General features: G+C 63.1%; 21 protein-coding genes and 1 tRNA gene. 11 read left to right on the forward strand and 11 right to left on the reverse strand.

Annotation, left to right across the window (positions count from 1 at the left end; translation table 11 throughout):
• Nucleotides 1-23 precede the first annotated feature (23 nt).
• The 3 genes from folE to GR328_RS00395 all read left to right on the forward strand — a co-directional run bounded on the left by folE (nt 24) and on the right by GR328_RS00395 (nt 2,483).
• On the forward strand, nt 24-659 hold the full coding sequence (gene folE, locus GR328_RS00385; protein WP_160882557.1) for a GTP cyclohydrolase I FolE: 636 nt from the start codon (nt 24-26) through the stop codon (nt 657-659).
• 29 nt (nt 660-688) lie between these two features.
• Nucleotides 689-1,105: a phosphoribosyl-AMP cyclohydrolase gene (hisI, locus tag GR328_RS00390; protein ID WP_160882558.1), complete on the forward strand. Its 417-nt coding sequence runs from the start codon at nt 689-691 to the stop codon at nt 1,103-1,105.
• A gap of 367 nt (nt 1,106-1,472) precedes the next feature.
• On the forward strand, nt 1,473-2,483 hold the full coding sequence (locus GR328_RS00395; protein ID WP_160882559.1) for a patatin-like phospholipase family protein: 1,011 nt from the start codon (nt 1,473-1,475) through the stop codon (nt 2,481-2,483).
• A 13-nt stretch (nt 2,484-2,496) separates the two neighbouring features.
• On the opposite strand, the gene GR328_RS00400 is transcribed toward GR328_RS00395, so the two are convergent.
• Entirely contained in the window at nt 2,497-2,928 is a 432-nt protein-coding gene (locus GR328_RS00400; protein ID WP_160882560.1) for a CBS domain-containing protein, read from the reverse strand.
• A 71-nt stretch (nt 2,929-2,999) separates the two neighbouring features.
• A complete protein-coding gene (locus GR328_RS00405) occupies nt 3,000-3,818 on the reverse strand; it encodes a rhomboid family intramembrane serine protease (RefSeq protein ID WP_160882561.1) in 819 nt (272 codons plus the stop codon).
• Between the two features lie 294 nt (nt 3,819-4,112).
• Here GR328_RS00405 and GR328_RS00410 point away from each other — a divergent pair, with 294 nt between their 5' ends.
• A complete protein-coding gene (locus tag GR328_RS00410) occupies nt 4,113-4,796 on the forward strand; it encodes a transglutaminase-like cysteine peptidase (protein ID WP_160882562.1) in 684 nt (227 codons plus the stop codon).
• A gap of 153 nt (nt 4,797-4,949) precedes the next feature.
• Here GR328_RS00410 and GR328_RS00415 read toward each other — a convergent pair whose 3' ends face one another.
• Both GR328_RS00415 and cysE read right to left on the reverse strand, forming a co-directional pair.
• The gene (locus GR328_RS00415) at nt 4,950-5,147 is read right to left on the reverse strand and encodes a DUF3126 family protein (protein WP_201752112.1); all 198 of its coding nucleotides are present in this window, start codon (nt 5,145-5,147) and stop codon (nt 4,950-4,952) included.
• A gap of 111 nt (nt 5,148-5,258) precedes the next feature.
• Nucleotides 5,259-6,095, reverse strand: a complete 837-nt coding sequence (gene cysE / locus GR328_RS00420) for a serine O-acetyltransferase (RefSeq protein WP_160882563.1) — start codon at nt 6,093-6,095, stop codon at nt 5,259-5,261.
• A 77-nt stretch (nt 6,096-6,172) separates the two neighbouring features.
• On the opposite strand from cysE, the gene GR328_RS00425 reads away from it, so the two are divergent.
• Nucleotides 6,173-6,973: an enoyl-CoA hydratase gene (locus GR328_RS00425; RefSeq protein WP_160882564.1), complete on the forward strand. Its 801-nt coding sequence runs from the start codon at nt 6,173-6,175 to the stop codon at nt 6,971-6,973.
• 4 nt (nt 6,974-6,977) lie between these two features.
• Here GR328_RS00425 and GR328_RS00430 read toward each other — a convergent pair whose 3' ends face one another.
• Both GR328_RS00430 and GR328_RS00435 read right to left on the reverse strand, forming a co-directional pair.
• Nucleotides 6,978-7,463, reverse strand: coding sequence for a class I SAM-dependent methyltransferase (locus GR328_RS00430; RefSeq protein WP_160882565.1), 486 nt, complete (start codon nt 7,461-7,463; stop codon nt 6,978-6,980).
• Between the two features lie 251 nt (nt 7,464-7,714).
• Nucleotides 7,715-8,479 carry an alpha/beta fold hydrolase gene (locus tag GR328_RS00435; protein WP_160882997.1) on the reverse strand — a complete coding sequence of 255 codons (765 nt, stop codon included), beginning with the start codon at nt 8,477-8,479 and terminating at the stop codon, nt 7,715-7,717.
• 506 nt (nt 8,480-8,985) lie between these two features.
• On the opposite strand from GR328_RS00435, the gene GR328_RS00440 reads away from it, so the two are divergent.
• The 3 genes from GR328_RS00440 (at nt 8,986) to GR328_RS00450 (ending at nt 10,585) form a co-directional block, all read left to right on the forward strand.
• Nucleotides 8,986-9,249, forward strand: coding sequence for a zinc-finger domain-containing protein (locus tag GR328_RS00440; RefSeq protein ID WP_160882566.1), 264 nt, complete (start codon nt 8,986-8,988; stop codon nt 9,247-9,249).
• Nucleotide 9,250: 1 nt separating this feature from the next.
• On the forward strand, nt 9,251-10,438 hold the full coding sequence (locus GR328_RS00445) for an FAD-dependent oxidoreductase (protein ID WP_160882567.1): 1,188 nt from the start codon (nt 9,251-9,253) through the stop codon (nt 10,436-10,438).
• 61 nt (nt 10,439-10,499) lie between these two features.
• A tRNA-Leu gene (locus tag GR328_RS00450) sits at nt 10,500-10,585 on the forward strand.
• Nucleotides 10,586-10,836: 251 nt separating this feature from the next.
• Here the strand turns inward: GR328_RS00450 and GR328_RS00455 are convergent.
• Nucleotides 10,837-11,289, reverse strand: a complete 453-nt coding sequence (locus tag GR328_RS00455; protein WP_160882568.1) for a hypothetical protein — start codon at nt 11,287-11,289, stop codon at nt 10,837-10,839.
• A 10-nt stretch (nt 11,290-11,299) separates the two neighbouring features.
• Nucleotides 11,300-12,607, reverse strand: coding sequence for an alkyl/aryl-sulfatase (locus GR328_RS00460; RefSeq protein WP_205789634.1), 1,308 nt, complete (start codon nt 12,605-12,607; stop codon nt 11,300-11,302).
• A gap of 144 nt (nt 12,608-12,751) precedes the next feature.
• Here GR328_RS00460 and GR328_RS00465 point away from each other — a divergent pair, with 144 nt between their 5' ends.
• Together GR328_RS00465 and GR328_RS00470 are read left to right on the forward strand one after the other, a co-directional pair.
• Nucleotides 12,752-13,660, forward strand: coding sequence for a LysR family transcriptional regulator (locus tag GR328_RS00465; protein WP_160882569.1), 909 nt, complete (start codon nt 12,752-12,754; stop codon nt 13,658-13,660).
• 28 nt (nt 13,661-13,688) lie between these two features.
• On the forward strand, nt 13,689-14,366 hold the full coding sequence (locus tag GR328_RS00470; RefSeq protein WP_160882570.1) for a gamma-glutamylcyclotransferase: 678 nt from the start codon (nt 13,689-13,691) through the stop codon (nt 14,364-14,366).
• Nucleotides 14,367-14,868: 502 nt separating this feature from the next.
• Here GR328_RS00470 and GR328_RS00475 read toward each other — a convergent pair.
• Nucleotides 14,869-17,925 carry a PAS domain S-box protein gene (locus GR328_RS00475; protein WP_160882571.1) on the reverse strand — a complete coding sequence of 1,019 codons (3,057 nt, stop codon included), beginning with the start codon at nt 17,923-17,925 and terminating at the stop codon, nt 14,869-14,871.
• Between the two features lie 256 nt (nt 17,926-18,181).
• The gene (locus GR328_RS00480; RefSeq protein WP_205789635.1) at nt 18,182-18,334 is read right to left on the reverse strand and encodes a hypothetical protein; all 153 of its coding nucleotides are present in this window, start codon (nt 18,332-18,334) and stop codon (nt 18,182-18,184) included.
• A 289-nt stretch (nt 18,335-18,623) separates the two neighbouring features.
• Here GR328_RS00480 and GR328_RS28415 point away from each other — a divergent pair, with 289 nt between their 5' ends.
• Complete coding sequence (locus tag GR328_RS28415) at nt 18,624-18,860, forward strand: NepR family anti-sigma factor (protein WP_160882573.1); 237 nt, start codon at nt 18,624-18,626, stop codon at nt 18,858-18,860.
• Between the two features lie 45 nt (nt 18,861-18,905).
• On the opposite strand, the gene GR328_RS00490 is transcribed toward GR328_RS28415, so the two are convergent.
• On the reverse strand, nt 18,906-19,319 hold the full coding sequence (locus tag GR328_RS00490) for a hypothetical protein (protein ID WP_160882574.1): 414 nt from the start codon (nt 19,317-19,319) through the stop codon (nt 18,906-18,908).
• Nucleotides 19,320-19,344: the final 25 nt, after the last annotated feature.

The raw sequence follows: 19,344 nt of genomic DNA on the forward strand, positions 1-19,344 counted from the left end.
CTATAGTGAGAAAGAGGCTCCACGTGAACGATGTGGTTAAGTCCTTGTCACCGCGTCTGATTCCAGCCGCCGACAAGCCGAACGAACGCCCCACCCGGGAGGAGGCCGAAGCGGCTGTTCGCACCCTGATCCGCTGGGCGGGCGACAATCCGCAGCGGGAGGGGCTCCTGGAGACGCCGAAGCGTGTGGTAAAGGCTTTCAAGGAATTCTACTCCGGATACGAGGACGATCCAAAGGATGTCCTGAATAAAATCTTCGCGGAGGTCGAGGGCTACGACGACATCGTGCTCGTGCGCGACATCCCCTTCTACTCCCATTGCGAGCACCATATGGTGCCGTTCTACGGCATGGCGCACATCGCCTATTATCCGACGAAGGGTGTGGTAGGCCTGTCCAAGCTCGCCCGTCTCGTGGAAGTCTATGGCCGCCGCCTCCAGACCCAGGAAACCATGACGTCGCAGATCGCGACCGCCATGGAACAGGCGCTCGAGCCCCGGGGCGTGGCCGTGATGATCGAGGCCGAGCACATGTGCATGTCCATGCGCGGCGTGCAGAAGGCAGGCGCCATGACACTCACGACCCAGTTCACCGGCGTCTTCAAGGATGATCCCGCCGAACAGGTCCGCTTCCTTACGCTGGTGAGACACGGTAAGGCTTGAGGCTCGATTCCCCGCCTCCAGAGACTTCCATGTGCGCCTCCTGTCCCAGCTCCTTTCCCGCCCCAGGCTCCAAGGCCGATCTCGAAGAGGGTTCCGCCCTCACCCCGCGTTTTGGCGCAGACGGGCTCGTCACCTGCGTAACGACGGACGCGGCGACCGGCGAGCTTCTGATGGTCGCGCACATGAACGCGGAGGCTCTCGCCAAGACCCTTGAGACCGGCGAGGCCTGGTACTGGTCGCGCTCCCGCGGCGAGCTCTGGCACAAGGGCGCGACGAGCGGGCAGATCCAGACCATCGTGGAGATTCGCGTGGATTGCGACCAGGACGCCCTGTGGCTCAAGGTCAATGTGGCGGGCGACGGCGGCTGCTGCCACACGGGCCGCCGCTCCTGTTTCTACCGCAAGGTAGAGAGCACGGGCGGGACGCCCAGTCTCGTCCAAGAGTAACACGGTCCCTTCGATATGGGCGGACGCGTCCCGGCCATCCAAATCGGATGGGCGCGGCGCTTTACAGAAGCCGGATCACCGGCACGGGTCCGGTGATGGCATGGGAGAGGATGAGCAGCCTGGCTCATCATTCTCGCACAGCTTTTCAGGTTTGAAAGGTTCCCTAACGTCATCAGCGGCCTCAAATGGCCTCGCACCCGATGGCGATCGCCTTCTCCATCGCCATCGGAAGATTGTCGCAGATAGCTCTGCACCCCGCTACCGTTCAGTTTTCGGCAACCCGACCTAAGTGAAACTGTAGGGCAGCGTTCATTCAGCCTTCACGACCTTGGCGCATGAATGGAACGAGCGGCCTTGGAGTTGAGCCATGTTATGGGACGGGATTGCCCGACGCAGCGCCGGAGCGGGCGGCGGCGGAGGGATCGAGGAGGTCAAGCAGGCTGTGGAGCGGGCTCCGCGGGCGAAGATGAAGATCGGGCTGGCTCTCGGGGGCGGCGCAGCCCGGGGCTGGTCCCATATCGGCGTTCTGAGGGTCCTCGAGGAGGCGGGAATCGTCCCGGACGTGATCGCCGGATGCTCGATCGGAGCGGTGGTCGGCGGCTGCTATGCCGCGGGCAAGCTCGACGAGCTTGAGGCCTTCGCCCTGTCGCTCACCAAGCGCCGTGTCATGGGCCTGCTCGATTTCCACTTCAGCGGAGCGGGCCTGATCGCGGGCGGGCGCCTGCAGCGCCTCCTCGACCAGGACCTCATGGACCGCCGCGTCGAGAACCTGCCCATCAAGTTCTGCACCATCGCCACGGAGCTCACGAGCGGCCACGAGATCTGGCTGACCCGCGGTCCGCTCGTTCAGGCCATGCGGGCGTCCTACGCCCTCCCCGGCGTGTTCGATCCTGTGCTCGTCGGCGGGCGCTGGCTCATGGACGGGGCTCTGGTGAACCCCATTCCCATCACCGCCGCCCGTGCCCTCGGTGCGGATCTCGTGCTCTGCGTGAACCTGAACGGCGAAATCCGCGTCCGGGGCACGGTGATCCAGTCCTACGACACGGATACGAGCGACGAGAAGGAGATCGAGGAGATCATCGAGGAAGCGCCTCGAAAATGGGCCCTCTTCTCGGGATCGCGCGCCGACAGGCAGCGCAAACCCAACGCGCCGGGCATGGCGACCGTGATGGTCGATGCCTTCAACATCACCCAGGACCGCATCGCGCGCTCGCGCCTCGCCGGAGACCCGCCGGACATCATGATCGCGCCGAAGCTCGCGAGAATGGGCCTGTTCGAATTCCACCGCGCGCAGGAATGCATCGCCCTGGGGCGGCAGGCCACGGAACGCGCCCTGCCTGACATCCTGGAACTGCTTCAGGATACCCAGGAGGCCTGACCGGCGTTCTTGCTCAGGCGGTGGCGATATACTCCTTGATTGCCTGACTTTCCGCCTCGATCTCTTCGACGCGCTGCTTCACCACGTCGCCGATGGAGATGATGCCGACGAGTTGCCCGGCCTCGACGACGGGCACGTGCCGGAACTTCTGCTGCGTCATGAGCTCCATCAGGTCGTTGACCAAGGTCCGGCCCGTGCAGGTGACGACCTGTCCGGTCATGAAACGCGAGACCGGCTCGTCCAGGGCACGCGCGCCGTGTGCCGCGACGGCTCGCACAATGTCGCGCTCGGAGAGAATGCCGGAAACCGGCCGTGCGCCATCCACCACCACGAGAGCGCCGATCCTCTGCTCTGAGAGAAGCCGCGCCGCTTCGCTCACCGAACGGTTCGATTCGATGGACACGACATTGCGTCCCTTTAGCGAAAGGATCTGATCGACATTCATGGTTTCCCTCCGGCGGATGAAAGACGGCATTACGTCCGTCGGAAGGATGATTGGACCAAACCAAGGCGCTTTCAAGCCGAGATGCGACTTCCTTGCGCCGGCAGAGGATCGAGCCAGGGAAAAACTAAAAGCCCCACGAGGAAACCGCCCACGTGGGCCTCCCAGGCGATGGTCCCCTCTCCGACGCCGATGGGTTGGACGACGGCGAACAGATAGTTGGTGGCGAACCACACGCCGAGGAAGATCAGGAATGGCCGGTTGCGGGCGAGCTTGCCGAGTGGCTGGCGGGGCCGCTCGTGAGGCTCGGTGAGCCGCCCTTCCCAATGCCAGGCCGCCGGCGCGAACATGAACCATGCCGCGGCCGCCATGAGGCCGGACACGGCGCCCGAGGCGCCGATCAGGGGGAAAACCTGCATCGGATTCATCCCCACGTAGAGCACGGCGCCCCCGACGGCGGAGAGGGCTGAGAGCAGGAGGAACCGCCCTGTTCCACAGCGCCGGGCGATCGGCGTGCCAAAGGCAGCGAGCCAGATGGAGTTGATGAGCACATGCCCCCAGGAGCCGTGGAGCAGCCCATAGGTCAGCGCCGTCCAGGGCCGCCCTTCACCGTCTCCGAGAACGTACAGGGCGAAAGCTGCGATCGGCTCGAGGGCATCCTCCGGGGCGCTCTCCTGGAGCATCCTGACGATCTCCCGGCCGTCCACGCCGCCATAGGCGACGGACCAGCGGGCGGGGATCACCGCCCAATCCACGATTGTCTGGAAGTCGGTTTCGTCCGACAGGAGGAACATGCGGAAGGCATGGATCGCCACCAGGGCCAGGATGCTGACGGTCACGACCGACGGCAGATTGAGGACTGGTTCGCGAACACGGGGTTGGCGCACGGGCATGGACAACTTTTTGTTGGGCTGGCAGCATGAACAGAATCGGGGCCGACAGCGGCGGTAGTCTTTTCACTTAAGCCTTCTCCATGGCCCTCCGCGCAAGCAAAACCAATCGTTTAGCTCGACCTTGCGGTTGTCCCGGGGAACATTTTCCTCGTTGCGGTCTGAACCAACACTTTTTGTTAACCATAAAGGAACCGCTCCCGGGCGCGACGCGTTAACTCACCTTTTACTTTCCGCTTGAGCCCTCAATGCAACCATGTCAGTTTGGTTAAAAGAACATTAACCGGCTGGTGGGGCATGCGGCAGGATTATTTCAAGAACGGCATCTTAAGCGGTCTGAACGAGAAGATTTCCCTCTCTCACGCATTCGTCAAAGTCGCTTTCCTTTCGGCTTTCTCGGTCTTCGCAGGCCACGCTGTCCAGGCTCAAACTCTCGCCGCCCTGCCTGTCGCCAGCAATCCGATCGAGAGCATTGGCGCGGCAAAGCCTCTCCTGGCCTGGATGAAATTCTGCGACGGCAATCCCACCGAATGCGCCGTCGACGTCAACGAGCCTGAGAAGATCGACCTGACCCCGCAGGTCTGGAAGACGATCGTATCGATCAATCAGCGCGTGAACGCCAAGATCAAAGCGGTGACCGATGCCGATCACTGGGGCACCGTCGACGTCTGGGATTTCGCCGAGGACGGCCGCGGCGATTGCGAGGACTTCCAGCTCCTGAAGCGCCGCCTTCTCGCCGAGAGCGGTCTGCCGCGCCGCGCCATGCGCATGACGGTCGTGATCGACGAGCTCGGCGAAGGCCATGCGGTGCTGGTGGTGCGGACCAACCGCGGCGACTACGTGCTCGACAACAAGACATCGTCGATCCTTCCCTGGAGCCGCACCGGCTACGTCTACATCAAGCGCGAGAGCCAGGATCAGGTCGGCTGGGTTTCGCTGGGTGGCATTGCCACCTCACCCACCACCACAGCGAACCGCTAAAAACGAAGCCGACATCCAAGATGCCGGCTCCCGTCTTCCGAAATTTCATGAGGCGGGTCAGTCGATCCGCCTCATTCCTTGTGCGAAGCGCTTCCGGTTCGCTCCGCAAATGAAAGCGGCGGAAACTGGGAGTTCTGCTGCGAAAAGTGCCGCTTAATCCTCGAGGTCCGTATCGAGGATCGCCATGGTGAAGTTGAAGGAACGATCCCCGTCCTCGTCGTCGACGAAGAGCACGCCGACGAATTCCTCACCAATGTAAACTTCCGCCGAGTCGGTCTTTTTCGGGCGACCGACCACTCGGATCGAGTGGTTCGCAAAGGTCTGGCGCAGGTAGCGCTCCACTTTCGCCATCTCCGATTTGTCCACTACAGGTCCTTTCTAAGGTTTTCCGGCTTCAGCCATTGCCACGGCGTGCCAACGCGGGCAAGCGGGCTTGGGTCCTTGAAACCTCCTTCTCCCCCGTCAGATCCCGTCCGCTTCGGAGAGAAGGTGATCCATGGCGCGAGCAGGCTCCTCGCATCCGGCGGTTCCGACCACCTTGGCCGGGACGCCCGCCACGGTGGCATTGTGCGGCACCGGCTTGAGAACCACCGAGCCCGCGGCGATTCTCGCGCAATGACCGACTTCGATGTTGCCCAGGATCTTGGCCCCGGCCCCGATCAGCACGCCATGTCTGATCTTCGGATGGCGATCGCCGCGCTCCTTGCCGGTGCCGCCGAGCGTCACGTCCTGAAGCATCGACACATTGTCCTCGATGACGGCGGTGGCGCCGACCACGAGGCCGGTGGCGTGATCGAGAAAGATGCCGCGCCCGATCCGGGCGGCCGGATGGATGTCCGTCTGAAACGCCTCGGAGGAGCGGCTCTGGAGGTAAAGCGCGAAATCCTGCCGTCCGTGACTCCAGAGCCAATGGGCGAGGCGATGGGTCTGGATCGCGTGAAAACCCTTGAAGTAGAGCACGGGCTCGATCGTCCGGGTCACGACCGGGTCCCGGTCGAGCACGGCGCTGATGTCGGCGCGGAACGATTGGCCGATGCTCTGGTCCTGCTCCGCGGCCTCGAGGAAAACCTGTTCGATGATGTCGGCCGGCAGGGCCGCATGGCCGAGCCGCGACGCGACCCGATGGATCACCGCCGCCTCCAGGCTCGGCTGATGGAGAATTGTGCTCAGCACGAATCCCGCCAGAGCCGGCTCGCTCTGAACGATGGCCTCGGCTTCGGAACGGAGGCGCTTCCAGATCGGATCGACCTTGCCGGCGAGAAAATCCGGGCTCCCGGACTTCAAGCGGGTCTGTGTCATGATAATCTCCTGCCGGCTCGCGCTCGATAGAGCATACATAAGAAACCCCCGCCCCTTACCACAGATCCCCGGACGCTATGAACGCCTCTTTTTCGCCGAGCAGCTCCAAGCTCAACGCATCCATCGACGGCTCCGTCGCGACTCTCGCCATTCACAATCCGGCCAAGCGTAACGCCCTTGACCTCGACATGTGGAGAGCCCTGCCGGGCATCTTCGAGGGCCTGGACCGGGACGAGCGCGTGCGTGTGATCGTGCTGCGTGGAGAAGGAAGAGAATCCTTCGCCTCCGGTGCCGACATCGGGGAATTTGAAACCGCGCGAGCCGATGCCGAGGGCGGTCGGCGCTATGAGGCGATCAACGAGGCTGCGTTCTGGGCCGTGGCCCATTGCTCGAAGCCGGTGATCGCCATGATCCGCGGCTTCTGCCTCGGCGGTGGCTTCGGGCTGGCGCTCTCCTGCGACCTGCGCATCGCCTCCGAGAACGCCATCTTCGGCATTCCCGCCGCGCGGCTCGGAGTCGGCTATCCTCCGGGCGCGATGAAGCTGGTGACAGCAGCGGTCGGCGCACCGGCGGCCAAGGACCTGTTCTACACAGCGCGGCGCATCGCGGCCGAGGAAGCGCAGCGCCTCGGTGCCGTTCAGCGCGTGGTGCCTGATGAAGCCCTGGAGGAAACCACCCTCGCGCTCGCGCGGGACATCGCCCGGAATGCGCCCCTCACGATTCGCGCCGCGAAAGCTGCCATCGATGCGGCCATGGGGCTCGCGCATCCCAGCACCGATCCGGTCGCGCTGGCCGACGAATGCTTCGACAGCGCAGACGCGGTGGAGGGGCGCACCGCCTTTCTCGAAAAGCGCAAACCCATCTTCACCGGTCGCTGAGACTTCAGCGCCGGTAGACGAAGTAGCGCCCCTCGGCCACGCCGGTCCGGGACGAGATATCCGTGCAGGACGGCAGATCGAAAGCACGATCCGCAATGATCATGCCGCCCGGCTGGAGGAGGGTTTCGAGCAGCGGCGACAGGCGTTGCGCGAGCACGCGATTGGCCTCTTCGTCGCCGGTGCCGATGTCGCTGTGAATGAGCGCGGCGGAGCCCACCCCGAAGCGCTCGGTGAAGAGCGGCAGGGTCTCGAAGATGTCGCCGACGATCAGATAGCCCTCCGGCGGAATGCAGTCGGGATGGGCAGCTGGCGAGCGTTCGAACACGTAGATCTCCCGTCCCGGCAGGCGGGCACGCAAATGATCGTAGGTGCGTCCGTTGCCGAGGCCGAGTTCGAGCACGAGTCCCTGCGCGGAGACCTCGCGGGCTGCCCAGTCCAAGAGGTCGCGCTGCGCCGTCAGGCGCCGGATGACGCTGTCGAGTCGTGTCATTCTTGTCTCCTTTTGAAACTGGGCTGCACCCTATTATCAACGGCCGCGATCGCCGATCCGCGCCAGGAGCTGAGAGGCGAAGATTGTAGTCGTCGTCCCCTCCACGTCATGGCCATCCCCGGGCTTGATCCGGGGATCAGTCACGCCATTCCCATCGGAAGAGCACGGCGGGTCACCGAAGCGAGATCACCGGCACAGGGCCCGTGAGGACGGTCGGATATCTCCACATGGAAGAGAGCAGGGCGTAGCGATCAGGGGCGCCTGGCGAGAAACTCCAGCACGCCCTGTTTGTGAACCTTGTCGCCGACGGCTAGGTTATGATCGCGGCCGGGGATATCGAGCGCGGTGGCGTTCGGCATCAGCTTTACGAGTTCCGGACCCGAGCCCGCCACGTCATCGTTGGTGCCGACGGAAACGAGAGTCGGCAGCTTGATCGAGGCGAGCTCTTCCTTCGTCAGCGCCTGGCGCGAACCGCGGATGCAGGCGGCCAGCGCCTTGAGATCGCTCCCGGTCTGTTCGGCGAATGCGCGGAACATGCGCTGCATAGGATCGGTCAGTTCGTCCAGCGAGCGGGCCTCCATGGCGTCGGCGATGCCAAGCGGAAGACCGACGCCGTCGACGAGATGAATGCCGAGCCCGCCCAGAAGGGCCGAGCGCATGCGCTCCGGCGAGGCCAGCGCCAGATGCGCCGTGATGCGCGCGCCCATGGAATAGCCCATCACGTCTGCGCGCTCGATGCCGAGATGATCGAGCAGACGGCACGCGTCCTCCGCCATACGGTAGGAATGGTAGGCTTCTGGGTCGTAGAGCTTCTCGCTCTCGCCATGCCCGCGATTATCGAGCGCGATCACGCGGTATCCTTCGCGCGTGAGGGTCTTCACCCACAGCGTGTTGACCCAGTTCACCGCATGGTTCGACGCGAAGCCGTGAATGAGCAGAACCGGATCGCCTCGCCCCTCGTGGGGAGGAACGTCGATATACGCGATGCTGACGCCGCTGGAGTTGAAGTAGCGCATGTATGGACCGGAAGTTGGGATCAATTGCGGCGCAACCTAGGCCCCCGCCCCGTCAAAGACAATCGTCTTGGCGGTCTGGCGACGCCGACCCGTCTCCGTCTCCCGCGGCCTCTCTGCCATCCCCTCGTCATCCCAGGCCTGTGCCGGGATCCGTGCCTCGATGGCGCTGGGTTTCCCGGGACAGGGATGGCCGGGAGCGATCCCCGGATCAAGTCCGGGGACGGCCATGACGTGGAGATGGAGAGATGCGTCCCCTTTGCTGAGCGGTCGGGGTGGGGGCGCAAAGTCAAGGCGCAGCGCGCCCTCCAGAGAAGGCGCCGAAGCACCGGCAAATCCCCTCTCCCACCCTGGACGGGATCGGCGCTTCACGGGTTTGAGGACGCACTTGGCCGCCCCTGCCGGGAGCCGGAGAGAGACGGGTGCGGAGGAAGGAAATTTTGGGTCTAGGCGCATGGCCCATCGGCCATTATGGTGCGCGCGAATTTCTAAGCTTCAGAGCGATGGCAATGGCTGACAAAGGCACACCTCACTTCCACAACGATCCGGGCGTTCCCGTCATTCATGTGGGCTCGAAGGAGTTCATGTGCATCGGAGCCACGCCTCCCTTCGATCATCCCCATATCTTCATCGACATGGGATATGACACCGAGACGATCTGCTCCTATTGCTCGACACTGTTCAAATACGATCCCTCCCTGAAAGCCGACGAAGCCCGCCCGTCCGAATGCGTCTGGGAGCCGGATTTCGCAACCGACCCGTCCTCTCGTTAAGGTGCCGAGCCTCTCCATCGCCATCGTCGGCGCCGGAATCGGCGGCCTGACGGCAGCCCTGACCTTCGCGCGCCAGGGGCACTCAGTTACGCTCATCGAACGCCGCACGGGCTTCAGCGAGGTGGGCGCGGGCCTCCAGCTCTCGCCCAACGCCAGCCGCGTCCTCATCAGGTTGGGGCTCGCCCCCGCCCTGCGGCGGGTGGCATCGGTGCCTGAGCGCGTAGTTGTGCGGGGCATCGCGTCGGGACGGTCCATTGGAGAGGTCGCCCTCGGTACCTATATGCAGCAGCGCTACGGTGCGCCCTATTGGGTGGTCCACCGGGCCGATCTTCAGACCATCCTGCTCGATGCCGTCAGATCCGAAGCCTCGGTCCGCATCGCGACGGGGCGCAAGGTCGAGGAGGTGCGGAACGCTCCCGAACGAGCGGAAGTCGTCTGGACCTCGTCCAACGGAGCGCGAGAGAGCCTCGCTGCCGACGTGGTGGTCGGCGCAGACGGCGTCTGGTCCAAGGTCAGGCATGCCGTCGGCGACACGAACCGCCCTACCTTCCACGGCTATGTCGCCTGGCGCGCCACCGTCGAGCGCAGGCTCGTTCCGGAGGAACTGGCCGAGAACGAGACCGGCCTCTGGCTCGGAGCGAAGGGGCACGTGGTTCATTATCCGATCTTCAGCGGGAATCTGGTCAACGTGGTCGCCATCGAAAGAGCCAAGGCCCCCGTTGACGGCTGGTCGGCGCCTGGGCGTGCGGAGGATCTGCTCGCCCACTACAGCAGCGCCACCCCTGTCCTGCGCGAATTGCTGGGCAGGCCGCGCGAATGGCTGCGCTGGTCCCTGTTCCGCCACCCGATCAGGAAGCTCGCCAGAGGCCGGATCGCCCTGCTCGGCGACGCCGCCCATCCGGTCCTGCCGTTCCTGGCGCAGGGCGCCGCGCTGGCCATCGAAGATGCCGCGACCCTCGGCGCGCTCCTGGCGGATGGTCCGCAGGATGTGGCGGAGGCTCTCGCGGCGTATGAGCAGCACCGTTTCGAGCGGGTCACGCGTATCCAGGCCGAAGGGCGCCGGAACGGGCGCATCTATCACTCGGGCGCCATCGTGGCTTTCGGCAGGGACAGGATCATGCAGTGGATCGGGCCCGAAAGCATGTCGAACCGGTACGACTGGATCTACGGCTTCCGCGCACCCGAATGAGCCTTCGCGACCCGCTGCAGGCTTGCGCTCCGGCCGCGGGATCGGTAACCCTCATTTGGATGCGGACGTGGCGAAACCGGTAGACGCAAGGGACTTAAAATCCCTCGGGCACTGCCCGTGCGGGTTCGACCCCCGCCGTCCGCACCAGATTCGCCCGCCGTTGTGCGGCAATACGCTCATCCGCCCGGATCGTGTCATGCCCGGGGAGCGGCATGTGGGAGCCGAACAGCGATTTGGGGTTATCTCTCCGTGTCGGATACGCTCACGCCGCAGCATTCGGAATGCCGATGAGCATCACCGCTCCTGTCGTCCCAGCGGCTGAATTTTCCGAACGAGGCACAGTTGGAACATAGAACGTTTGGTCTAGTTGCCCCTCTCCTTAGGTCGGCGTAGACAGACTATATTCGTACACCAATGAATACTTCAACGATATCGACATTATTCATCGAGACCTGCCGCGATCCTTCAAGGCATGACCTTGGCCGCGACCAGATGCAGATCTGATCGCGGCTTTTTCTTTTGTTCGACGAAGTGTCCACAACGAATAAGGGCCGCACGCGCCTAGTTCCATTGAAGCGGCATTCGGTAGCAAACGCCACCAGATTTTCGTGACCTGATCCGGTAATGTCCGCCGTCAATTGTGCAGCATCCTGCTGAACGATTTGAGTCGAGCGGGGTGTGGGATGGCGGGTGCCGTTGAGGAGTTGTTGAAGAAGCGTGCCGAGCTGACCGAGCAGCGCCAAACCTTGGAACAGCAGATCAAGCAAATCGACAGCGAAGTGGCAGCCATTGATCAGGTCGCAAGGTTGTTCGACCCCAGCATTCTGCCAACCCGTCGGCGGCGCCGGCAATCCAGGGCGCCTAGTTCGCCATCAGGAACTGTGCCGATGTCAGATAGTAGTTGCGGGCCGTGGCATTGACCTGACGTTCCCCGAGTTCCGTCAGTGCAGCCGCCTTGAGCCGCTTGGCCGCGACGTTCTTCGGATCGACAGCCAACACGTAGTCGGTCAGCTCGGTTGCCCATTGGAACTCGCCCGCTTCGAGCGCCTTGCGGGCGCGGGCAAGCATGCTGTCGGCGCCACCGGCCATCTCAAGCATCTTCGCGGCACGCTCTGCCGGCGGCAGCGGGAAAATATTGGTCGGGTTTCCGTCGAACCAGCCCACATAGTCGGCGTAGATACCGCGAACGGTCCATGCCACGCTGCCGTAGTATTCCTGCAAGTACGGGCTTTTCGCCAGCTCGGGCGAGAGCCGCACCTCCTGGACCAGCTCGTCAGGGGTCTTGCCCTGCTTGATGCCTTCGAGTGTCTGGTCGAGCACGGTCTTGATGCCGTTCCGGTAGACCGTCAGGGCCTCGCGAACCTCATCCTTGCCCAGGACCGGGCGCATATGGCCCTGCACGAGGTAGCTGGCATCCAGGGTCATCATTCTTTCGAGGCTGGCAATCCACTTCTCCGGCGGACGCAGGCTGAGGCCGCGAAGCGGCGACAGGTTCGGGTACGATTTGTAGAAGTCGTCGCCCGGGAGAAGGACGCCCTTCTCGGGGATCCAGACAGCGATGTTCTCCGGGGATTCGCCTGGCGTGTGGATGAGCTGCATCCGGACCCCTGAGACCTCGATGGTCTCCTCTTCGCCGCTGAAGGTGCGGGTCGGGGGAAGGAAGCCTTCACGGGTATGGGGTGTCACCCGGCCATACTCGAGCTGGGTGCCGGCGTTGATGAACAGCTCGCCCGGCAGCTTCGTGCCGAAGGCATCGCCGCCGCCACGCGGTCCACGACCGAACTCCGGCTTGGCATCGACAAGTGCCTGGTGGCTGTAGATCGTCGGATTGTCGCTGCCTGCGAACGCCTTGGCGCCACCGGAATGGTCGGGATGGTTGTGGGTATAGATGATGGCACGAACGGGCCGGACCATCCGAACCCCGAAAGCCTCAATGATTGCACGCGCATCGACCGGATTGGCCGACGTATCCACGATGATCGATCCGTCCCGTCCTTGGATGAGGGTCACGTTGCTCGCGGAATACCCGACCGCCACGAAGACCCCGTCAGTGACCTGGATCACGTCCTTGCGGAACTCGGCCGAACTGGCACGAAGCTGCTCCCGCCCCGCGAAGTCATCCTGGGCGGAGGCGGGCATCCCAAGCCCCAAGGAAGAAACGATGGCCATAGCGATCCCCATTCGGCAGTTCCATGGATGATGCATGTTGTCTCCAATGTCACGATCATGCTCCTCTCCGAGATAAGGATATCCACATATGGAAGGAATGCTTTGTTCTGGCAGACAGCCTCTCATGCGTGGTAGGCATCAGCGATGGATCTGAATGCCGTACATATGTTCATCACCGTCGTTCAGGCGGGCAGCCTGTCGGCGGCGGCAACGCGCCTCGGCGTCCCCCTGCCGACCCTGAGCCGCAAGATCGCGGAGCTCGAAGGTCAGCTCAACGTGCAGCTCCTGGAGCGCTCCGCGCGGGGCTCGAAGGTCACGGAAGCCGGGGAGCGGCTCTACGATCACGCCAGCGGCGGAATTGAGGCGTTGCAGGAGGCCAGGCAGTCGCTCATCAACGAGCAGACACGGCTCAAGGGCCGCCTGCGCCTCTCCCTGCCGCAATCGTTCGAGCCGTGGTGGGATCTCCTCGGAGCGTTCCAGCGCCGCTATCCCGACATCCAGGTCAGCGTCCACTCGACCGAGCGGCGTGTCGACCTGCTCGCGGACGGGATCGATGTCGCCCTGCGCGTCGGCGCCGTTGTTCACGAGACCGTCGTTGCCCGTCATCTTCTCTCGTTCCGGCATGTCCTTGTCGCCAGCCCGGACCTGATCGCACGGCTGGGACCGCCAGCGCAGCCACGCGATCTCGACCGCTATCCTTGCGCCGCCTGGGGATCGACCGGAGACGCTCAGGTGAGGTGGAACCTCGGGGGGCAGGCCAAGGACATCCGTCCGATCTTCACTGTGAACGATTACCTTCAGCTCCGGGACCGTACGCTGTCAGGCGACGTCATCACCGAGCTTCCGCCGTTTCTCGCTGCCGGGGCCATCCGAAGCGGAGATTTGGTTCCGGTCCTTCCCGAACGGCCGTTCCCGGAGTCACCCGTTCACCTGATCTACCGGCAGCACCGCCATCCCTCAACGATCGTGCGCGCCTATCTGGCATTCTGCCAAGGCTACCTCCCCATGATCAGGAAGCGTTGTGAGATCCAGGTACCCCATGACCCGACATAGAGCCGCGCGTAGCGACAACCGGAGTGCCATGCATCTTACCCCTCAACTTGTCGCAGGCACGGTGAGGAAGGTGCCTGATGAGGGACCGGAGCCCGGCTGGACGCCGTTGCCTGATGATGAGTTGGACCTTTTGACTGAGCGCATCGCCCGGGAGGCCGGGACCGATCCCATCTGGGTGTTCGCCTATGGATCATTGATCTGGAACCCGGGCTTTGAGGTCGCCGGACGGGAACGAGCTACGGCTTACGGTTGGCATCGGGCCTTTTCCCTCAGGATGGAGCGATGGCGGGCCACGAGTGAGCAGCCAGGCTTGATGATGGCGCTGGAGCCAGGAGGGACATGCCAGGGGCTGAACCTTCGGTTGCCGAACGAGGATCGGCTTCAGGACCTACGAACCTTATTGCAGCGGGAGATCCGCTACAGGGAGGTGATCGACATGGTTCGCTGGCTGCGGGTCAGGACCCCAAACGGCTCCCGGCGCGCACTGACATTCTGGGCAGGCGTCAAGGGAGATCGGTCAGCGAGGGGTCTGCCGCTGCCTGAGGTGGCTATCATGCTCGCGAGGGCCTGTGGGCCGGCTGGTTCATGCGCCGAGTATCTGCACAACACGGTTGCTCATCTGGAAGCGGAGGGCATTCGGGATCGTAACCTGTGGCGGCTTCAGGCGCTCGTTGCGGAAAACCTTCGCCAACGACGGGTCGAGTAGCGGATCAAGTCCGATACAGCGGATGGTCCGCATCGGGTCAAACTGAGAGATAGAGCCTTACAAAGGAAGGGCCGTTTTCAGGTCGGAATGAGACCTTTGAGGCACCTAACCTGCTGAAGTGGCCGCTTCCTCGATTGGCATCGCTGGAACCGCTCCCTCGCCGAGGACTCCGAACATGCCATGATCGCAAGCGCGGAATTTCCTTGCTCGTCTAGGCACTTACCTGTTTCTTGGTGGTCTTTGCTACCGAATGCCGCATTGAAGGACAGGTCGCGGCCTTTCTGAACAAGCCGCCCCTCACATTCTGCGACAAAAACTGAGATACCTCAGAGGGATATACCGCCCGGAGTAATACTTCTGAGAAAGCCTGACGCTATAGCTTTTTCCAGATTGAATTATTACCTAGAGTTACGATCCTTTATTTTGCCCCTACGGATCGCAACTAGAGCGCCCCTCACCGGGCGCTCCTTCTTTAAGGACGTTCGGTGAGGGAGGCACCTCGTCATCCCTGCCCCTCCTCCAGCATGCGACCGACGCGCTCCACGAGGCTCCCCGCCGAGAAAGGTTTCGTGATCAGCTGCACGCCGTCATCCAGACGGCCGTGGTGGATGATCGCATTCCGGGTATAGCCGGTGGTGAAGAGCACCTTCAGATCGGGGCGGATCCTCAGGGCCGCCTCCGCCACCTTGCGACCGTCCATGGAACCTGTCAGCACCACGTCGGTGAGGAGAAGGTCGATCTCCTCGCGATTCGCTTCGATGAGTTCCAGGGCTTTCGCGGCGTCCCCGGCGGCGAGGACGCGATAGCCCACCTCCTCCAGGACAGACACGGAGAAATCCCGCACCATTACCTCGTCCTCGACCACCAGGATCGTCTGCCCCGCCATGCGCGCGGCTTGCTTTCCTGAGAGTTCCTCACCCACAGGCACATCCTCCGCCGCGGTCCGCGTCACGCGAGGAAAGTAGAGCTTTACGGTCGTGCCCTGTCCGGGCTCCGAATAGATGGCCGCGTGGCCGCCGGACTGACGCGCGAAGCCGTACACCTGCGCGAGTCCCAGGCCAGTCCCCTTTCCGACCGGCTTCGTGGTGAAGAACGGCTCGAAGACCTTCGCCTGCACCTCCGGAGTCATGCCGGATCCCGTGTCGGACATGCTCACCATCACGTATTGCCCGGGCTTGACCTCGCCGGCCGTGCTGGCCGAATAGGCCTCGTCGAGATAGGCATTGGCCGTCTCGAGGGTCAGCTTCCCACCCTCTGGCATTGCGTCGCGTGCGTTGACCGCGAGATTGAGGATTGCACTCTCCAACTGGTTGGGGTCGACCTCCGTGCGCCACAACCCGCCGGCGAGCACCGTCTCGATGGCGATGGTCTCGCCGATCGTGCGACGGAGCAGCTCCGACATTCCCGAAGCGATTTTGTTGAGATCCACGATCTCCGGCTGGAGCGGGGACTGCCGCGAGAAGGCCAGGAGGCGATGCGTCAGTTGAGCCGCGCGGCGGGCACCCTCCACGGCGTTGTCGACATTACGCACGAGCCGCGGATCGCCTGTGTTCTCCACCTTGCGCCGGAGCATGTCGAGGTTGCCGGTGATCACCGTCAGAAGATTGTTGAAGTCGTGAGCGACGCCGCCGGTCAGACGCCCCACCGCTTCCATCTTCTGCGCCTGACGCAACTGCGCCTCTACCCTCTCGCGCTCCGCGATCGCTTCGGCGATGCGCTGTTCCAGCGTGGCGTTCAACGAGCGCAGAGCCTCCTCCGCCCGCTTCTCACGATCCACATCGAGGCATGCCACGACGCCCGCAATGATCCGCCCCGCTTCGTCACGGATCGGAGCCCCCATGAGACGCAGCCACGCGCGGCGGCCGTCGCCCCTTTGATAGAGAATCTCCAGTTCTGAGCGCTCCTCCTCGCCACGCAGGACCCGCGACATAGGGTATTCGATCGGCTGCACTCGCCGCCCGTCGGGATGAAACCCCATCCAATCCCGATAGTCTTCAAGATCTTCCGACGGCAGAGCAGGATGGCCAAAGATGCGTTCCACCTGGGCATTGCCGCCGATAACACGGCCGGTTGGAGCATCGGCAATGATGATCCCTACGGGAACGGTCTCGAGAATGGCCTGGAGACGCCGCTCGCTAGCTGCGAGCGCTTCTTCCGTGCGCTTCCTGTCGGTCACGTCGATGGCGATGCCCGGAAAGCGCAGCGGCTTACCTGTCTGGTCAAGATAGCAGCGCCCGCGTGCCGCGATCCAGCGGGTGAGGCCATCCTGACCGACGACCCGGTACTCGGCCGCAAGATCCGCCCCGTTCGCAAGCGCGCGCTCGATCTCCGCACCGACAGCGGACCGATCCTCCGGATGAATGCCCGCGACGAAATCCGACAACGGAATTCCCTTCACCGCGCGCTGCTGATCGACACCGAAGAGCTTGGCGAAGGTCTCGCTGGCATGGACGCGGTCGTTGACAACATCCCAATCCCAGCTGCCGACGCCGCCCGCCGCTTCGAAAGCAAAGCGGAAACGCTCCTCGCTCGCGCGCAGAGCCGCCTCGGCCTGATCTCGCTCTCGCTCGCGCTCCCGAAGGCCGGAAGAGGCCATGGCAAGCGCATCCCCTACCTTGGCCATCTCGCGCAACGACGTGTTCAAGGGCGAAACCTTCTCTCCCCGTCCAAGGGCGGTCGCCTGCGCGGCGAGTATCTCCATGGGGATCGTGATGTGCCGCCCGAAAAGCCAGGCGAGCGCGGCCGAGAGCAGGGCAAGGCCCGCCCCCAGCCCGCCAAGATAGCCGAGTGAACGCGTCAGGGGTGCCGCAAGCTCCGTATCGCGCACACCGACTGCGATGCGCCAATCCGACAGCTGAGAGCGTGCGTAAGCGCCGAACACAGGCTGACCGTCGATCGTGAAGCCTCTCCACGTTCCTTCGGGACCATTCGTATTCTCCTGCAAGTCGCGCGTCGCGGGCTTTCCGACGAACTCCTTGTGCCGCGTGTTGCGCGCGAGGATTCTTCCCCGGCGGTCCACAACCGCAACCGTCCAGCCTTCGGGCACTCCCTCCTGCTTCGTCAGCTCTTGAATCCGGTCCACCGAGCCACTGATCGAGAGCAGATAGACCACTTCCTGATTGCGCATCACAGGCGCGGTGATGGCAAAGAGCGGCAGCTCCGATACGGCTCCCGTGAACAGGTCTGAAACCACGGGTCTCCTGAGCTCGGTTGTCGCCTTGTCTCCGGGCAGCGAACCTCTAGGCAGAGCAGCGCCTCGCGGCAGCCGGCTGTTCACCACTTGCTGACCGTCCGGCGTCCGCAGGACGACGTTGATGCCGTTGCGAAGATTGGCTTCGGTCACCTGACGATGGAAGGCATCGAGATCGCCGACCTGCAGGGATTGCGAGTAAACCAGAACGCCGAGAGCAGAGCGTAAGCCCGTCAGCTCGCGGTCGACATCCGCCGCGATCACACGCGCCGCGGTCAGGGCGTCGCCTTCAAGGCGGCTCCGCTCCGCATGGGCGAATTGCCAGAGGATGTGGCCGACGAAGAGCAGGATGGGAAGCGCAAGGGCCACACACATCACGGCCAGATGAACACGCAGCGACAGGTGCCTGCGTCGTCCTGGCGTTTGCCTCCGCGTGACGGATCCTCTTCCGGACCTTGAGGCTGTGCTATACATGACGATCCTGTTGAGCCTGTCTTGCTCGCACCGCCGGCAATGTTCCCATCACCGCTAACGGGCATCCGCTGCCCCTTATAGAGGGGCCATCTCCCTTTAGGAAAGGGATGCGAAATCTGAGGAACGGCCGAGGCGGACGTCGCGCGACAGGTTAGCGGCTGCTCAAAGCCTTCAACGCCAGGATCGACGTAAAAATCGGCCATCCGAAGGCAGCGATGACGATGTGGTCGAAACCGATCTTTTCCTCGGAGTCGATGGTGGTGCAGAGCATCAGAAGCAGGATCACCCCACCGAGATAGACCATCAGTAATTCACGCAACTCTCAAGGCCCCCGCCCGTGCTTGTCAAAGTCACGCTTGTGAACCAGCGGTCGCACGAAACCAATGCGACCCGCAGTCGCCTCAACATGCATGCGGATGGCTTTGTGGCAATATTTCCGGTTCTAGGAGGGTTTTCGCCTGAGACAATTCGACTACCCCCCATTAGCCGAAAAGATCATTTTTTCCAGAAACTTAACTGAAACATAAAGCATCTGTTCTCGTTCTTAGGCTCAGGACCTTACGCTCAGGACGCGCAAGCAGAGGAGAAAAAGCATGCCAAAGCGGCTCCACCAAGCAGATGGACCGCCATTCTCGGTGAACAGGCGAACCGTTTGGAGCATCGGTTCCAACGGATTGACGGAGGCTGGCCAGAACGAGCTGCTGAAAAATATCGGGCGCCAGCTCCAGGCCAATTATCAAGATGTGCTGAAAGAACCTGCCCCGGATCAAATCCAGGAATTGCTGGATAGGCTAGAGGCTTGCGCCCCTCCCGTGGACGATCGTTCCTGACGACCATTCCTGCGGCGAGGACGAGCAAGCCCCCCTACCCTCCCTTCAGCGGTGCTCATGCCGCGCGTGCGCACCGGAAGGTGACGGCTGCCGGCGCCGTGCAGAACGTTTCGAACCGGCGGGACGGGGAATCAGATTGTAGATCACGAAGCCTGCGAGAAGGCCGGCTCCCAGCAGGAAAAACGGATGGGCCCGGGCGGTCTGAACTGCGCCGGACGCCATGTACCCCACATCGCGCATGCCCATCACGGACATGGATGACGAGCCTCTGATCAGCCGCTGAGCGCGTTTGACATTCTCTACCCGGGTGTGGATCTCAAGATCGTAGCCTTCGTCCTCATCATGCGGATGAAGCTCAATGCTGTTGCGCGCAAAGCCGCCGGAGACAAGGCGCTGAACCGCTTGATTGGCAGCCTTGCGGGATGAAAACGTTCCAGTGGCAACAGTTGTTTGCGACATCGGCAAAATCCTTTCTGGTGACGGA

The sequence above is a fragment of the Microvirga makkahensis genome (assembly GCF_009830105.1).
In the GTDB taxonomy this organism is placed as follows: domain Bacteria; phylum Pseudomonadota; class Alphaproteobacteria; order Rhizobiales; family Beijerinckiaceae; genus Microvirga; species Microvirga makkahensis.

Bases quoted from the DNA above. Each gene is read 5' to 3' on its own strand.
- GR328_RS00400 (WP_160882560.1), bottom strand. From the start codon at position 2,928: ATGAATGTCGATCAGATCCTTTCGCTAAAGGGACGCAATGTCGTGTCC.
- GR328_RS00490 (WP_160882574.1), bottom strand. From the start codon at position 19,319: ATGTCGCAAACAACTGTTGCCACTGGAACGTTTTCATCCCGCAAGGCT.
- GR328_RS00415 (WP_201752112.1), bottom strand. From the start codon at position 5,147: ATGGCGAAAGTGGAGCGCTACCTGCGCCAGACCTTTGCGAACCACTCG.
- GR328_RS00425 (WP_160882564.1), top strand. From the start codon at position 6,173: ATGAACGCCTCTTTTTCGCCGAGCAGCTCCAAGCTCAACGCATCCATC.
- GR328_RS00395 (WP_160882559.1), top strand. From the start codon at position 1,473: ATGTTATGGGACGGGATTGCCCGACGCAGCGCCGGAGCGGGCGGCGGC.
- GR328_RS00480 (WP_205789635.1), bottom strand. From the start codon at position 18,334: ATGGTCTATCTCGGTGGGGTGATCCTGCTTCTGATGCTCTGCACCACC.
- GR328_RS00405 (WP_160882561.1), bottom strand. From the start codon at position 3,818: ATGCCCGTGCGCCAACCCCGTGTTCGCGAACCAGTCCTCAATCTGCCG.
- GR328_RS28415 (WP_160882573.1), top strand. From the start codon at position 18,624: ATGCCAAAGCGGCTCCACCAAGCAGATGGACCGCCATTCTCGGTGAAC.
- GR328_RS00470 (WP_160882570.1), top strand. From the start codon at position 13,689: ATGCATCTTACCCCTCAACTTGTCGCAGGCACGGTGAGGAAGGTGCCT.
- GR328_RS00465 (WP_160882569.1), top strand. From the start codon at position 12,752: ATGGATCTGAATGCCGTACATATGTTCATCACCGTCGTTCAGGCGGGC.
- GR328_RS00435 (WP_160882997.1), bottom strand. From the start codon at position 8,479: ATGCGCTACTTCAACTCCAGCGGCGTCAGCATCGCGTATATCGACGTT.
- GR328_RS00410 (WP_160882562.1), top strand. From the start codon at position 4,113: ATGCGGCAGGATTATTTCAAGAACGGCATCTTAAGCGGTCTGAACGAG.
- GR328_RS00430 (WP_160882565.1), bottom strand. From the start codon at position 7,463: ATGACACGACTCGACAGCGTCATCCGGCGCCTGACGGCGCAGCGCGAC.
- cysE (WP_160882563.1), bottom strand. From the start codon at position 6,095: ATGACACAGACCCGCTTGAAGTCCGGGAGCCCGGATTTTCTCGCCGGC.
- hisI (WP_160882558.1), top strand. From the start codon at position 689: ATGTGCGCCTCCTGTCCCAGCTCCTTTCCCGCCCCAGGCTCCAAGGCC.
- GR328_RS00440 (WP_160882566.1), top strand. From the start codon at position 8,986: ATGGCTGACAAAGGCACACCTCACTTCCACAACGATCCGGGCGTTCCC.
- GR328_RS00460 (WP_205789634.1), bottom strand. From the start codon at position 12,607: ATGGCCATCGTTTCTTCCTTGGGGCTTGGGATGCCCGCCTCCGCCCAG.